General features: G+C 49.8%; 15 protein-coding genes. 7 read left to right on the forward strand and 8 right to left on the reverse strand.

The window, feature by feature from the left end:
- Positions 1 to 130 precede the first annotated feature (130 nt).
- The 3 genes from A372_RS0113490 to A372_RS0113500 all read right to left on the reverse strand — a co-directional run bounded on the left by A372_RS0113490 (position 131) and on the right by A372_RS0113500 (position 2,757).
- Positions 131 to 793 carry a response regulator gene (locus tag A372_RS0113490; protein ID WP_019421387.1) on the reverse strand — a complete coding sequence of 221 codons (663 nt, stop codon included), beginning with the start codon at positions 791 to 793 and terminating at the stop codon, positions 131 to 133.
- A gap of 23 nt (positions 794 to 816) precedes the next feature.
- Positions 817 to 1,653, reverse strand: a complete 837-nt coding sequence (locus tag A372_RS0113495; RefSeq protein ID WP_019421388.1) for a sensor histidine kinase — start codon at positions 1,651 to 1,653, stop codon at positions 817 to 819.
- 108 nt (positions 1,654 to 1,761) lie between these two features.
- A complete protein-coding gene (locus A372_RS0113500) occupies positions 1,762 to 2,757 on the reverse strand; it encodes a LacI family DNA-binding transcriptional regulator (protein WP_019421389.1) in 996 nt (331 codons plus the stop codon).
- A 334-nt stretch (positions 2,758 to 3,091) separates the two neighbouring features.
- Here A372_RS0113500 and A372_RS0113505 point away from each other — a divergent pair, with 334 nt between their 5' ends.
- Positions 3,092 to 3,418 carry a YbjQ family protein gene (locus A372_RS0113505; RefSeq protein WP_019421390.1) on the forward strand — a complete coding sequence of 109 codons (327 nt, stop codon included), beginning with the start codon at positions 3,092 to 3,094 and terminating at the stop codon, positions 3,416 to 3,418.
- Entirely contained in the window at positions 3,415 to 3,675 is a 261-nt protein-coding gene (locus tag A372_RS0113510) for a hypothetical protein (RefSeq protein WP_019421391.1), read from the forward strand. The genes A372_RS0113505 and A372_RS0113510 overlap by 4 nt, the downstream gene beginning before the upstream one ends.
- Positions 3,676 to 4,208: 533 nt before the next feature.
- Here the strand turns inward: A372_RS0113510 and A372_RS0113515 are convergent.
- Positions 4,209 to 5,186: an aldolase catalytic domain-containing protein gene (locus A372_RS0113515; protein WP_019421392.1), complete on the reverse strand. Its 978-nt coding sequence runs from the start codon at positions 5,184 to 5,186 to the stop codon at positions 4,209 to 4,211.
- A gap of 271 nt (positions 5,187 to 5,457) precedes the next feature.
- Between A372_RS0113515 and A372_RS0113520 the strand changes: the two genes are divergently transcribed.
- From A372_RS0113520 to A372_RS36375, 3 genes are read left to right on the forward strand one after another with little or no spacing between them, the layout of a single operon-like run.
- Positions 5,458 to 5,721, forward strand: a complete 264-nt coding sequence (locus tag A372_RS0113520; RefSeq protein ID WP_019421393.1) for a FeoA family protein — start codon at positions 5,458 to 5,460, stop codon at positions 5,719 to 5,721.
- Positions 5,718 to 7,754 (forward strand): ferrous iron transport protein B, encoded by a 2,037-nt coding sequence (gene feoB, locus A372_RS0113525; protein ID WP_019421394.1) that lies wholly within the window; start codon positions 5,718 to 5,720, stop codon positions 7,752 to 7,754. The genes A372_RS0113520 and feoB overlap by 4 nt, the downstream gene beginning before the upstream one ends.
- A 16-nt stretch (positions 7,755 to 7,770) precedes the next feature.
- A complete protein-coding gene (locus tag A372_RS36375) occupies positions 7,771 to 7,965 on the forward strand; it encodes a FeoB-associated Cys-rich membrane protein (protein WP_083858850.1) in 195 nt (64 codons plus the stop codon).
- Positions 7,966 to 8,044: 79 nt separating this feature from the next.
- Here the strand turns inward: A372_RS36375 and A372_RS0113535 are convergent, their stop codons facing one another.
- The gene (locus A372_RS0113535) at positions 8,045 to 8,953 is read right to left on the reverse strand and encodes a LysR family transcriptional regulator (RefSeq protein WP_019421396.1); all 909 of its coding nucleotides are present in this window, start codon (positions 8,951 to 8,953) and stop codon (positions 8,045 to 8,047) included.
- 165 nt (positions 8,954 to 9,118) lie between these two features.
- Between A372_RS0113535 and A372_RS0113540 the strand changes: the two genes are divergently transcribed.
- Entirely contained in the window at positions 9,119 to 10,123 is a 1,005-nt protein-coding gene (locus A372_RS0113540; protein WP_019421397.1) for a DMT family transporter, read from the forward strand.
- A gap of 148 nt (positions 10,124 to 10,271) precedes the next feature.
- Here A372_RS0113540 and A372_RS0113545 read toward each other — a convergent pair whose 3' ends face one another.
- The 3 genes from A372_RS0113545 to A372_RS0113555 all read right to left on the reverse strand — a co-directional run bounded on the left by A372_RS0113545 (position 10,272) and on the right by A372_RS0113555 (position 14,044).
- Complete coding sequence (locus A372_RS0113545; protein ID WP_019421398.1) at positions 10,272 to 11,780, reverse strand: leucyl aminopeptidase; 1,509 nt, start codon at positions 11,778 to 11,780, stop codon at positions 10,272 to 10,274.
- 139 nt (positions 11,781 to 11,919) lie between these two features.
- A complete protein-coding gene (locus A372_RS0113550) occupies positions 11,920 to 13,338 on the reverse strand; it encodes an ATP-binding protein (RefSeq protein WP_019421399.1) in 1,419 nt (472 codons plus the stop codon).
- Positions 13,339 to 13,636: 298 nt separating this feature from the next.
- Complete coding sequence (locus A372_RS0113555) at positions 13,637 to 14,044, reverse strand: hypothetical protein (protein ID WP_019421400.1); 408 nt, start codon at positions 14,042 to 14,044, stop codon at positions 13,637 to 13,639.
- Positions 14,045 to 14,229: 185 nt separating this feature from the next.
- On the opposite strand from A372_RS0113555, the gene A372_RS0113560 reads away from it, so the two are divergent.
- A complete protein-coding gene (locus A372_RS0113560) occupies positions 14,230 to 14,454 on the forward strand; it encodes a KTSC domain-containing protein (RefSeq protein ID WP_019421401.1) in 225 nt (74 codons plus the stop codon).
- Positions 14,455 to 14,654: the final 200 nt, after the last annotated feature.

Below are 14,654 nucleotides of genomic sequence, written 5' to 3' on the forward strand. Positions count from 1 at the left end.
ACCAAGCTGAGCTACGTCCCGACAGGCGTTAAGATGTCAACAACTAGTGACAACAATGAATATATCATATTTCACGCCGTTAAGCAAGCGATTTATTGCAATATTTATTGCAGCGCCCGATCGTCCCCGCTTAATTATCCACGAGTCCGTGCTCCAGCGCGTAACGCGTCAATTGGACTCGATTTTCGAGATGAAGCTTTTGCAATATGTTCTTCAAGTGATTTTTCACCGTATGCTCAGACAGTGAAAATTGCGCAGCAATCTCTTTGTTGGATTCGCCCTTGGCTACTCGCTCTAATATTTCACGCTCGCGCGATGTAAGCGGCGTCGCGGCCGGAGGCTTATTCGGCCCTTTGGACGAGAACTCCTGCAATATGCGGAAGGCAAGCTCCTTCGACATCGGTGCCTCATCTATCGCAATTGCGCGCAAATATTCGTGCCAAGCGGAAGGCTGCAAGTTTTTGAGCAGATATCCCTGCGCGCCTTTTTTCAACGCTTCGAATAAATGAGTGATATCGTCAGATACGGTCACCATCACGATTTTTACATACGGAAATCGCTCTTTAATGCGTTTAGTCGCTTCAAGTCCGCCCATCACCGGCATCGAGATGTCCATCAAAATCATATCAGGCATTACCGTTTCCGTCATAGCGAGCGCCTCTTCGCCATTTACCGCTTCTCCAACGATAACAAAGGAAGGATCGATGGACAGAATGTCCCGCATTCCTTCACGGGCGTGCGCATGATCGTCTGCAATGAGTACGCGAAATGCGTTCTCCGGTATCGAATTCATGGTTAAAACCTCCTTTTTATTCGTCACGATTCTAGTCGTTCTTCTTTGCATACGCGCAGCACCGTTTCCTGCGCCACATGCTCCACATGCAAGCTCCAGCCCATATTGCGGGCACGGTCTCGCAGCATTTTCAAGCCGAACTTACCCGACTCCGCGAACGGATCACTCTTGAAGCCCGCCCCGTCATCCCGGACTTCACAATAGAAACCGCCGGGTATCCGTTTCCCTATGACCTGCACCGTCTTCGCATCCGCGTGCTTGCGCACGTTCGTCAGCGCTTCCCGAACACAGGAGAACAGCGCGATCTTTTCCTTTATCGAGAGTGCTTCCTCCGGTAAATCCCATTGCACTTCGACCTGCCACTCCGTGTCCTTCTTGCTGTCTTCAATCATGTGCATCAATTGCAAAGACCATGAGAAATCCGCTTCTTTGGGTTCTGTTCTTAGGTTGGCAATCGCTTGACGAACATCGTCATAGACATGCCGCACCGTCTGGCGCAGCTTGTCCAGCTGCTCCTGCTTCTCTTCCGCAGACGCGGCCTCCAGCCGATCGATTTTGACAGATAACATGAACAACGATTGCGAGATTCCATCATGAAGCTCCTGTGCCAAGCGCTCCCGTTCTTCAAGCGCTGCCTTGGTCTGCTGCTCCCGGCGCAACGTCGCCTGCGTATCGTCCAGCAGCTTGAACAATCTGGTCAGCAGCGTGGCAGACACAATAAAGACGATGACGGGAGCGAGAATATTGCCCATATCCATCGACAAATAGGGCAACAAGAAAGAATGACGAACATACTCCCATAAGCCGATCGTAATCGTCGGTATCCATAAGATGAGGCGTTTAATCATTTTGTCGCTCACGGCGCTTCCCTCCTAGCCCAAACATAAAAAGCATGAGGCACATCCTAAGAAGGACCGTCATGCTTCAGTGAAGTTGCCGACATGATGCTATATCCGCATCCATAATGACTACTGCGGTGGGGCCGTGGACTCTCGCACTATAATTTCTGGATTAAGCTTCAACGTGGTGCTGCGTTTGTTCACGCCGTTAATTTGCTTCATCAGCACATCGACCGCCATTTTACCCATTTGAACAGCAGGCTGGCGAATGGTCGTCAATCTTGGCCTCAGCTCGGAAGCGAGTGACTGATCGTCATAGCCAATGACCGACACGTCATCCGGAATCCGACAACCCGCTTGCCGCAGCGCATTTATGGCGCCAATCGCGGTGAAATCATCGGCTGCGAACAGACCCGTCGGCATTTGCCCTTGCGCTAACCATTTCTGGACGATGTCGTACCCGGATTGAATGGTGAATTCCCCTGGCTCGATGGAGAACGGCTCCAGCCCCTCCTCTTTCATCGCCTGCATGAAACCCCTTTCACGTTCGATTGCACTCAGGAAATATTGCGGTCCTTGAATATGGGCAATCGAGCGGTGCCCCAGATCAATAAGATGCTTTGCCGCTTCATATCCGCCTTTGAAGTTGTCGACTGTCACACTGGACACCGCCGGATGATTCTTTTGGTTGTCGATGAGCACGAATGGAATTTTTCGTTTCTTCAATTCCATTACATAAGGCTCCTCATCAACGGCTGCTAATATGAGCAGGCCGTCTACGCGATCCTCTTGAATGAGATAACTCCCCGCCCCCTCTTCCAAGGGATGGTTCGCTACAGACAAGGCCAAATAGTATCCATGATCTCTTAAAAGAACCGACACCGTCTGCACGATATTGTCTAAATATGAATCCTGTAGCGTGGTTACAATCATGCCGATTACGCCCGTTTTTCCTTTCGCTAAGCTGCGTGCCGCCGCATTGGGATGATAGTCCAGTTCTTTCATCGCCTGCAATACCTTTTGACGATTTTTTTCTCGAACAGTACTGGCGTTGTTCAAGACACGGGATACCGTCACAACGGACAAGCCAGCTTTTTTGGCCACATCAAAAATACTGACTTTCATAGCCTTCTCTCCTCATAGCTTCATCGTATTGGACAGGCTTGCAACATCTAGTATAAATAATAACCAATTTAAAGCGTTATTCCAATAAAATATCCTCTTATTTTGAATATACTTTTTCTTTTCTGAATAAGTATGCTCAGACAATATAAGCTGTGCCGTTCTGCCAGCTGTCGAGAAATCCTGAAACGAAATGAAGTGGCTTCCGTATGATTATAAAAACAGGACCCGCAGGACACCCTTAAATTATGTGTTCTAAAAGGTAGCTGGGATATATCGTGATCAACAAGGGACTTATTGAACGACCTCTTAAAAGGGAAAAGGAGATGATCGTTTCATGATCGTAGTAACAACAGAGCGAATTGCTAATTATGAAGTGACCGAAGTAATGGGCACCGCCTTTGGCGTAGTCGTGCGTGCTCGTGGAATCGGCGGAGATATTATGGCGTCATTAAAAGGCTTGGTCGGCGGCGAAGTAAAGCAATATACTCAAATGATTGAAGACGCGCGCCGTCAAGCAATGGACCGCATGATTGAGAACGCGCACGCAATGGGCGGAGATGCTATCACGATGATGCGCTTCGACAGTGGTGATGTCGGTCAGAACATGAGTGAAATTGTAGCCTATGGAACGGTTGTCAAGCTGAAGCCGGTGCATGCATGATGACTGCGCTTGGCGTTGTTGGAGTGGCCCTCGTCATATACGGGCTTCCTCTGATCGGTCTTATCATCCTTATTATTATCGGCAAGAAATATTTTGATAAGCGGTATAAGCAATACGATAATCCACTGGATGCGATCGGCGTGAACGGTGATTTCGTTCCGACAAAAGAAATTTTCATCGACCCTCGCGACGGGTTCAAATATCAAGTGTACTACAACCCCAAGTCGGGGGAGCGCAAATATGTGCGCATGACATAATGATATCTAATACGGAAGAGCGCCGCACCTATATCAATAGGAGCTGCGCTTTTCTCACATTCCACAGTCTTGATGGGATAACATCTATCGAAGCCTGTGGTAAGATGAGCGACTATCTTAGAGGCAGGTGTTAGTGTTAGCGTGATCAGATTGCTGGTTACTCGCTTACCTGCCCCTTTGCTTCATTCTCCCCCTCCATCAGGAGGCGGTACGCTCAAGCACGACGCAACTGCCATCACGATCGGCTGCTTCATGCCATAGTATACGACATGGCATATGCCTTCCCCATTGATGCTATTCTTCCTGAGCTTATGGGAGAATGGATGTAAGGACCATTACACGGATGCCCGACGATATACTCCCGTTTGAAAGGCAAGCAAGGGTCCATTCTGAATGAAGGGGAGAGTGGAGCAAAGGATAGAACCAGCACCTCCTTCTCCGGGAAAGCTCACATTCAACAGCCTTAAATACAAAGCGACCGCCCTCTCTCCGGTACCGGAGCAGCAGGGCGGTCGCTTCATTAGGTTACGTTATCATTCCGGGCGTTTCTGGCTTTTCTGACTGAAATTCACTTCTGGCGTCGTCATCTGATCATAGAATTGCAAATATTTGTCCCGATCTTCCGAAGCAAGCAGGGCCATAGCCGAGCGCGGATGCTCGTCAAGCGTGCCCGTCACTAAGTAAGGGATAAGATAGCCCCACTCCCATTTCTCGCGTGTCTGCAGCATGAAGTTCTCAATGAAGCCCAACACCGGACGCAATTGATACTTGCTGTTCTTCAAGTGGGTCAACAGCAATTCTGTTGGACAGTTCCCCGCACCGCGGCCCATGCCGTACACCGATGCATCCAGCAGTTCGACACCGATTTCCGCCGCAACGAGCGTATTCGAGAAAGCAAGCTGCATATTATTATGCGTGTGCACACCAAGCCGTTTGTTAGGCAAATGATCTTTAAATTTATTTACCAAGTAATGAATATCATTATGATCAAGGCTGCCGTAAGAATCGACGACATAGACCGCATCTACCGGACTTTCTTTAATCATGGCGAATGCTTCCACCAAATCGTTCTCCATCACATTGGACAACGCCATAATATTCAAAGTTGTCTCATAACCGCGCTCATGGAACACGCGAACCAAATCAATCGCCTTGTCGACATCCTTGATGTAGCAAGCGATACGAATCAAGTCGAGCAAGCTTTCACTGCGCGGCAAGATGTCGTTCTCATCCACGCGACCGATGTCAACCAGTGCTGAGAGCTTCGTTGTGCCTTTTTGCGGAATGACTTTTTTCAAGAAATTGTCGTCCAAAAATCGCCAAGGACCTGCTTCATCAGCGCCCTTTAACAGCTTCGGCGAATTTTTGTAGCCAATTTCCATATAATCGACGCCCGCTTCATTCAATGAGGCGTACAGGCTTTGCACAAATTCTACGCTGAAGTCCCAGTTGTTCACAAGTCCGCCATCGCGAATAGTGCAGTCGATAATTTTGCAGTGATTCGTTTTCATCCCGCTATCTCCTTTTCAAAAATAATTTTCTCTCCATTCTAATGGAAACTTACACATAAAGCAAAGCAAAATAACCTATCTTATGCATCTATTTGACGTATATCGCTGAACATTCACGCAAAAAATGTATTTTCCATGACAAATGTTACATGTTTTTTATAAATCATATGGTAAGTTCAATTTATTCTCAATGATAAAGATTATCATTCCAAATTGCAAATTGCTTTAAGAGATTTGAAAAGCTGTAAACTGATAGAAAGAGGGAATTCCCGTGAGTACACAGCCATCGACTGCTGCTGAAATCAACACCACTCTATGTGAACTCAAGCCTGGACAACAAGCTTGCATCTGCGATTTGACCCGTGTCCATTCGACGATATTCCAACGTTTGCTCGATCTGGGAGTGGAAGAAGGATCTCATGTGCATATGAAGCGCACCAGCCTATTCGGCGGACCGCTTACGCTCGAAGCCAACGGACAATTGTTCGGCATCCGGCGGAGCGTTGCCCGGCTCATCGGGGTGAAGCACACATGACAACCTGGACGACGGCGCTTGTCGGCAATCCGAATACTGGCAAGACTTCCCTATTTAACGCGCTAACCCGTTCCTACGAATATGTCGGCAACTGGACTGGCGTCACCGTCGAGAAGAAGGTTGGACAGCTTCATCGTCAGTCTGGAGCGTTAATAGATTTACCTGGTATTTATTCACTGCACCCGATGTCCCGTGACGAGGGCGTAGCCGTTCAATATTTGCTGCATGAAACCCCGGATACTCTCTTAAATGTCGTAGACGCTTCCCAGCTTGAACGTAATTTATACCTGACCGTTCAACTATTGGAGTATGGCGTTCCAACCTATATCGCATTGAATATGAATGACGTCGCGGAAGGTCGCGGCATCCACATCGATCCGAAGAAGCTGTCTGCAGCGCTTCAAGTCAAAGTTATTCCGGTCAATGCCCGGCGCAAACATGGCATATCAGACATCATCGGGCAGCTCCAGTCTGCGAATTCCGAAGCCGCCTCCCCGAATGAACCATTATCGTTCCAGCTTCATTATGGAGATGAAGTGGAAGCGGCAATTACGCAAATTAGCGCCTTGCTTCCCGAAGCAAATGTGCCTCTTCGTTGGGTGGCTCTGCAATACTTAGAGCGCAATGAGACGGTTCAACATTGGGTGCACAACAGACTCGATTCTGCTCAACAGAGGAAGCTGGAGTTGATAGGGGAGGAGACCGAGAACCAATTGCGTGCGCATGGACAGGCATTGCACTTGGCGCAGCATCTGCGGGCGGTTCGCAACTCCTTCATCCGCGAAGTGCTGTCATCCTCAGTGAACATGAATGAGCGGAAGCCTCATACGTTAACCGAGCGAATTGATGCTATCGTCACCAACCGTTGGCTCGGCATTCCGATATTTATTGGTATCTTGTACTTGATGTTCAAAGCGACCTTTGAATGGATCGGCACACCGCTCTCAGATGCATTGGATGCCTTTTTCTCGGGACCGTTAACCGTTGGCGTCTCGTCCTTGTTAGATTCCATCGGCGCCTCGTCCTTTACCCATGCGCTCTTGGAAGAAGGCATTATTGCCGGTGTGGGCGGCGTGCTCGTCTTCGTACCGCAAATTTTCATTTTGTTCTTGTTCATCTCTTTTATCGAAGACTCGGGTTATATGGCACGCGTTACGATCGTCATGGACCGATTGATGGAAGCTGTCGGATTGAACGGCAAAGCGTTCATCCCCTTCGTCATCGGCTTCGGCTGCAACGTGCCCGGGATCATGGCCGCCCGCACGATCGAACAGCCGCGGGAACGGCTCGTCACGACGCTGCTCGTACCGCTTATGTCCTGCTCGGCACGTCTATCGGTCTATGCCCTATTTGCCGGCGTCTTTTTCGAAAGTCATCAGGCGCTTGTCGTCCTCTCGCTTTATTTGCTCGGCATCGTGCTGTCCTTGCTGCTGGCGAAGCTCTTCACGAAGCGGATGATGAAGGAAGAACAAAGCGTATTCGTCGTAGAGCTCCCGCCATACCGCATGCCTCAATGGCAGACCCTGTTCCGCAGCACATGGGAGAAAGGGAAAGGCTTCGTCCGCAAAGCCGGAACCTTCATTCTCGGGGGATCGGTGCTGATCTGGCTCCTTACGTATGCGGGACCGGGCGGGTTCGGCGTGGAGATGGACGACAGCTTCTTAGCCTACATCGGCGGCTTGCTCGCACCGCTGTTCATTCCGCTCGGATTCGGAACTTGGCAGGCTGGAGCAGCATTAATTACCGGTTTTTTGGCCAAAGAGATTGTCGTATCAACCATGAACATCATCTATCATGCACCTGATGCAGCGCTGCTGGAAGCGCAAATCGCCCAAGCGTTTACACCGCTATCTGCCTTTACGTTCTGTGCATTTATCCTGCTGTACGTCCCGTGTCTGGCAACAGTCGGAATATTGCGCAAAGAGACATCTTCATGGGGCTGGACAGCATTTGCTATCGGATATTCCTTTGTCATTGCTTACATCGTTGCGCTCCTCATTACCGGTGTCGGGCGATTGCTCGGCTATGCTTAAGAAGAAGGTGATATACATGCCATGGATAGAAATCGGATTAGTTGCCGCTATCTTTGCCTATGCCATATGGATGGTTGTCCGTCACGTTCGAAAGAGCAAGCAAGGAGCATGCGCCTCCTGCGCGCTGAATCGCTCCTGCTCGTCGGCATGTTCCGCTGCCAAGCCACAGGCAGACCGGAGCAGCCTTGATCACGGCAACCTTCCACAATAATAATGCACAAGGGTGAACCATTCCTTCAGGAACGATTCACCCTTGTCTTATTCATGCGCTGCTATGTTATCCCTGTTATCTATAGTGTCGTCAGCGGGATATGGCCTCCCCGCCTTCTGCGAATCTCCTCGATCGTCTCCATGAAGCGCCGCTCCACTTCGCTCAGATATGCGTCTCCCTTGCGAATATATACGACCGACACCTTGTTGAACGGCTGAGGAATACGGAACACCCGCAGGGCGCCTTCCTCCTCTAATTTGCTGATTGCCGCCCGTGGTACGACCGTGATGCCGAGTCCAGCAACCACGGTGCCGATAATCGTCTCGAGCGTACCGAACTCCATGACTTTCGTGGGCGAAATCCCCTCTTGTTGCAGCCATTGCTCCAACTTGGCACGATAACCGCATCCCTTGCGGAATACAAGCAGCGGCCGATGCAGCAGATCGCGCACATAATAATCCCGAATCTGCCCCTCCATGACGCCGCGGCCGCAGACGAGCACCAGCTCCTCGTCGAATACGGGATGCTGCTCCACATTGGCTGCCGTCACCGGTCCAGAGACGAAGGCGCCGTCCAACTTATATTCAAGCACCTCTTCCGTCAACTTCTCTGTAACGCCAGTCATTAACGAAAGGTCTACCTTTGAGTATTTCTGATAGAATAGACTGAGGATATCCGGCAAGCCGACGACGGTCTCTACCGAGCCGATAAGCAAGGAGCCGGAAGGGTCATCCGTATCTTGGAACGCCTTCGTTATCTCGTTCATCAGCTGAGTCATGCGCTCCGCATAATATAGCAGCTTGCGCCCTTCCGCATTCAGCATCATGCCTCTGCGGTGACGATGGAACAGCGGGTGGCCGAGCTCTTGCTCCAGCAAGCGGATGCGGGCCGTTACATTGGATTGAACGTAACCCATTTCCTCGGCAGCACGGCTGACACTGCCATGTTCGACAACTGCCATAAAGATATGAATATCACTTACGTCCATGCTGATGACTCCTTCATGACTGATCCTTCACAGTAAGTGTGAGCTATTATTCTAAGTGATATCTTAAATCACTTTCAATTGTTTTACAAGATACTAAAATAGTCATATGATGAATTTCGTTGAGTTGCAAACATCAGGACCGTACAGTAGGAGTGAACATTCATCATGAGTAAGAAACATTTCTGGCAAGGAGCGCTATTCTGCCTCTTCGCCGCTGTTGCGTGGGGCGCCATGTTCCCCATTGCTGAGAGCGCGCTGCATCATATTGATCCGTTCTGGTTCTCAGGAATTCGTTACCTTGTCGTTGGCTTGCTGTTGGCTGTTATTCTTGGTTTAAAAGAAGGAAAGCGGGCTTTCCGCACCGAAGGCCGCGGCTTGAAGCTGTGGGTGCTCGGTACACTCGCTTTTACCGTATATAACTTCGGTGTATTCTGGGGGCAGCAACAGCTTGGCAAGTCAGGAGTGCTGCTCGCTTCGATTATGGAGTCGTTCATGCCGATGCTTGCCGTATTATTCGTATGGATGGTCTCCCGCAAGCGTCCGAACAGTTGGACCTTAAGCTGTGTCATCGTTGCTTTCATAGGTGTGCTCTTCGTCGTCACGAAAGGGGATTTCGCAACACTTGCGAACGGCGGCTTGCAATTGCTGCCCCTGCTGTCGGTGTTCGCCGGTGTAACCGGCTGGGTAATCTTCACCGTGAGCAGCGATCAATTCTCGGGTTGGTCAGCGCTGCGATTCTCGGCACTAACCTCGCTATACGGCGGAGTCACTACGTTTGCCATCGTATTGATAATGACGGCACTTGGAATCGTCGATACGCCGGCTGTCAGCAGCATCGTTACTATTATGCCTGAGATGCTATTCATGATTGTCGTCGCCGGATTGCTGGCTCTATTAAGCTGGATTCAAGGCATTCAACGATTGCATGCCATCAACGGGATGCTGTTCATCAATTTTGTGCCCGCGACCACCTTTATTATTTCTGTCATTCAAGGCTACTCCATTTCTGGAGCGGAGATGTTCGGAACACTGCTTATCGTGTGCGCGCTCATCGTCAACAACGTGATTAGCCGCCGGTCGCCTGCAGAGCCAACTTCAAAAGTTGCAGCTACGCAGAAATCGGTTCACGGGCGCCTTCCGAAGAAGCGTACACACGCTCCGACAGGATAGCTATCGAACTACGATAACAAACTAGACTTCACATAACCCTACAAGGTGAGTGAACTATCTCTACAAGCAACAAGGGAGAGACCCAATGGTCTCTCCCTTGTTGTATATTCGAATCCATATATATTAGTAATGCGCGAAATGCACGTCTCTACTGCGCAAGCACCGTTTCCGTAATCGTGCGCACCATAACCCCGGTCGCTCCTTTTGGATCGACACCGCGTCCGCTGGCCAAGAAGGCCGTGCCTGCGATATCCAAGTGCACCCAAGGCAGATCATCGGCGAAGGTGCCCACGAACAGACCTGCCGTAATCGTGCCTGCGCCGCCTGGAATGGCATTGCGAACGTCAGCTACGTCGCTCTTCAGCATATCCCAATATTCTTGGTTGGAAGGAAGCTCCCATACCAGCTCATTCGTGCGCGCCGCAGCCGCTTTGAACTGGCCGAAGAACTCTTCGTTGTTCGTTACGACGCCAGTCGTAATGCTGCCAAGCGCCACACCGACAGCGCCCGTCAGCGTTGCGACGTCGATCAGCTTACTTGCGCCAAGCTCCTTCGCATACGTCATACCGTCTGCAAGGACAAGACGGCCTTCTGCATCCGTATTGAGCACTTCAATGGTGCGTCCGCTGTAGGAAGTCAGCACATCACCAGGCTTCAACGCATTGCCCGCAGGCATATTCTCTGCCGAAGCGACAACACACAGCACGTTCGCTTGCGGACGAATGCGACCGATCGCTGCCATCGCGCCCAATACCGCCGCTGCACCGCCCATATCGCAAATCATCTCGTCCATATTGCCCGCACGCTTCAAGGAAATACCGCCCGTATCGAACGTAATCCCCTTACCAACGAGACCACAGACGTCTGTCCATTCGTCCTTGCCTTGATATTTCAATACTATCATGCGTGGCGGATTCACACTGCCTTTGCCAACGCCGAGAAGACCGCCCATGCCTTTCTCCTCGATATGCGACTCATCGAGAACGTGTGCCTCGAAGCCGCTGTCCTTCGCAAGCTCAAGCGCCGCTTCGGCAAGCGTGCTTGGAACCAATACGTTCCCCGGCAGATTCGTCAAATCGCGGGCAAACGTCGTACCGTACGCATATGCGTTGCCGCGTTCTGCGCCCTCTGTCCAAGCCGCTTCGGCAAGACCTTCCGCGCACAGCGTGAACGATGCGAATGCATGCGCCGGCTTTGCATCTTTCTTATACGTGACGCGTTGATAAGCGCCTAACATAAAGCCTTCCACCATCGCGTGAGCCATCATCTTCGCATCTTCCGCCGAAGCTTGCACGAGCTCCTGCGGAATGATAACGGACACGCGGCCAAGACGAAGCTTCACTGCTTCTCGAGCCGCTTCCGCCAACATCAAACGCACTTGCTTGACCGTTAACGCTTCCTCTTTGCGGCCAACGGCGATAAGCACAGGCGCATGTTCTTGTCCCGTTGGAACAACATACGTCTTGCAGCAGCCTGCTTCGAACAATCCGCGGCGCACCGCTTCCGCACATGCTTCTGCACCAGGGAAATCTGCCGCCTGCTCGAATTCCGCTTTGGTACCGATAACGACTACGGCGTCCGCGTCAACTTGATTTGATGCCGAGGCTTGTACTTGAACCTTAACATCTTTCAACCATGTCACATTTGCTAGTTTCATTTATGTACCATCCCTTTGTATAAAAATGATGATGCCAAATGCCCTCCATATTGTACCACAAGTTCAAATCGGGTACGAGACGGAGGACCATTTGCCCATTCAAAATGACTTCAACCTCGGGATGATGTGTTATCCGACATTACGCCAACGGCAGTCGTATGATAAATTCCGTCCACACCTCTTCCTTGCTGTCAACCGTAATCGTCCCCCCGTGATTTTTAATAATCCGGTAGCTGACGGACAATCCGAGACCGGTGCCTTCTTCCTTCGTAGTGAAGAAGGGATCGAACAATCGATCTAACGTCTTATGATCCATGCCTTTGCCGTTATCGTGAATCTTGATGGACACATACATTCCTTCTTGTTGAGTCGAGATGCGAATGAGTCCTTTTCGCTTGGTGTGAACGTGGTCAATCGCATCGATGGCATTGCGAATCATATTTAGAATGACTTGCTTAATTTGCTTGACGTCGATTGATACAAAAAGGGAGCCTGCCTCGGGATGATCCATCAATTCGATTTCGCAGCCTTTCATGAGCGCGTCGCTTTCGGTGAGGAGGACCACTTCTCGAAGGAGGGATGAGATAGGAACTTCTGAGGTCATCGGAGCTGAAGGTTTCGAAGAGTTCAGAAATTCGAAAATAATGTCGTTGGCCCGGTCAATTTCAGCTAAAATAATCCGAGCATACTCTTCTTTTCCCAGTTGCATCAAATGCGGACGCAGCAATTGAATAAAGCCGCGAATAGAGGTCAGTGGATTGCGGATTTCATGGGCGATGGCCGCTGCAATCTTGCCGAGTATGGCCAGTTTATCATTTTGATAAGCGGTTTGTTCGATTCGCTTGAAATCCGACACGTCTTTGATGCTGAACAGGTAGTCGCCATCCATCTGGTCTCCGTATGTTACAGTAACAAGATAATGTCTATCATTTCGGTCAGAGAATTCATGATAGCGCTTTCTTGTTAAAATGGTATCTTTGTACAGTCGCAAAATCATTTTACGCTTGTCCCTCTTTAAAAGCGGGTGGAAGAGCAATTCGCGCAAGGAACATCCGACCAGCGCTTTGCGGGGAATGTCGAGCAGCTTCGCCGTCTCTACATTGATAAAGGACAGTACCCCGCTGCTGTCAAACAGCACAATTCCGCTATCCATCTGTTGCAGCACATTCTCATACTTATTGCGTACGCTCTGGGTGGAGCACAACGCCTGTGCGGACTGAATCCAAGGCTCGCGAATCGGGTCTAATACCATTGCATTCCCCTCCTTGCTTCCCTGTTCTGTCTTAATAGCCGTAATCCATTCCATGAAATAAATGAACGAACGATTAAGCACCTTGATGCCTTCATCCATTTCGACATGGGATAGCACGGTGAACAACGCTTCCTCATGGATGCTTAATACATCCTGTGGGTTCAATTGATTCGTAGCGCAGGCCGAATCTCTCACTTGCTGCAAGTCTTGATCGCCGCCGTTCAGGATATAGTGCCGCAACCCATTGATGTACCGTTGTTTCCATTCCGATTGATTACGTTCTTCCTTCGCACTCAGCGCATTCAATTGTGACTCACCTCATTATACGGCAACCGTTTCCGTCCCATAGGTTCGTTCCAACAGTACCATCATAGTAAACTTTTGGCAAAAACGTCAACCAATTATTATGTCGAAAATAGACAAATAAACTCGCATCCTCTAAAGGTAATTTAAAGGCGCTGCGCGAGGGTATGCATGTGAAAGAAGGCGAGTTCGTCCGCCTTAGCCGAATCGGCCCAGCATTCGCCAATGCGCTTCAGGACTTATGACAACCATCGCCTTTCACCGTCTGGCATCCGCTGCGATACCAGTCACCTTCAATTTCCTATTTCTGCTTCAATAACTGCGCCTTGCGGCGGCTCATCAGCGCCAGGCGGCGCTTCAACTGAGATTCCCACTGCGTATCGTTCCACTGCTTCGCCAGAGCCAGCAGGTCCAGCGCATTGTCAATCTGGTTCTTCACCAGTTCGAGTGGATCATCATTCTCATGATTGATGCAGTTCTCGAACAGTCGACCGTCTTCCGAAGTGACGTAATCACGGAAATCGACCTCTTCCGCACCGTCACTTTGTGCATATTCCGCCAGTATTTCATACTCATTTTCCACTAAAAAATGCACTTCAATGCGATGACATACTGGGCAAAGCAACAGGGGAACATTATGAATCCGAGTCCGATAATGCTGCAGCGTACCATTGGTCCCAATCATGCTTGCTCCACAACAAAAGCTCATGTTCTCCCTCCTCGCATGGATCCATTGAAGACTAGATTGTTGTAGCTTATTCGCCGCTATCCCGCTCAATTCCTTTTTTTTACTACAACTTCCTTCTAATGACCTATTTCAAGTCCGTGTTCACGTATATCGTCAAGCTGTAACGCATATAGATGTGGAACAATCTCTGAAATGGGGGCTTGCGTATGAAACCGAATGTGCTGTTTGTGTCCTCTAAGCAAATTCACTATTTACGCTACGACGAAGTGAATCATGAATTGGTTGTACACTATGCTACCGGAGAAACGGCGGCCTATCCGTCGGTATCCGAAAGCTGGTATGAGCGATTGCTTCATTCGGAGAACCGGTATGACGAATTCATGCGTCTGACGGAAAGCGTAATGAAGAAACCTGCGGAGAAACATTGTTGATTAAGCCGCTGCAGCTGCTTTGACCCCAATGTTTTTGCGCTTGTTTTCATAGGTTCTCACAACACTTTTCAAATATTCATAAAACGATCTGACATGAAACCGGACCGGACCGGATATATATGAACCCATGTTATCGAAAGGGGGAGAACTCTCATCCGCTCACCTATCAAGGACAAATGGTCTTCGCGCCAGCATCATTC

The organism is Paenibacillus sp. OSY-SE, assembly GCF_000283315.1.
GTDB classification, from domain to species: Bacteria; Bacillota; Bacilli; order Paenibacillales; family Paenibacillaceae; genus Paenibacillus_B; species Paenibacillus_B profundus.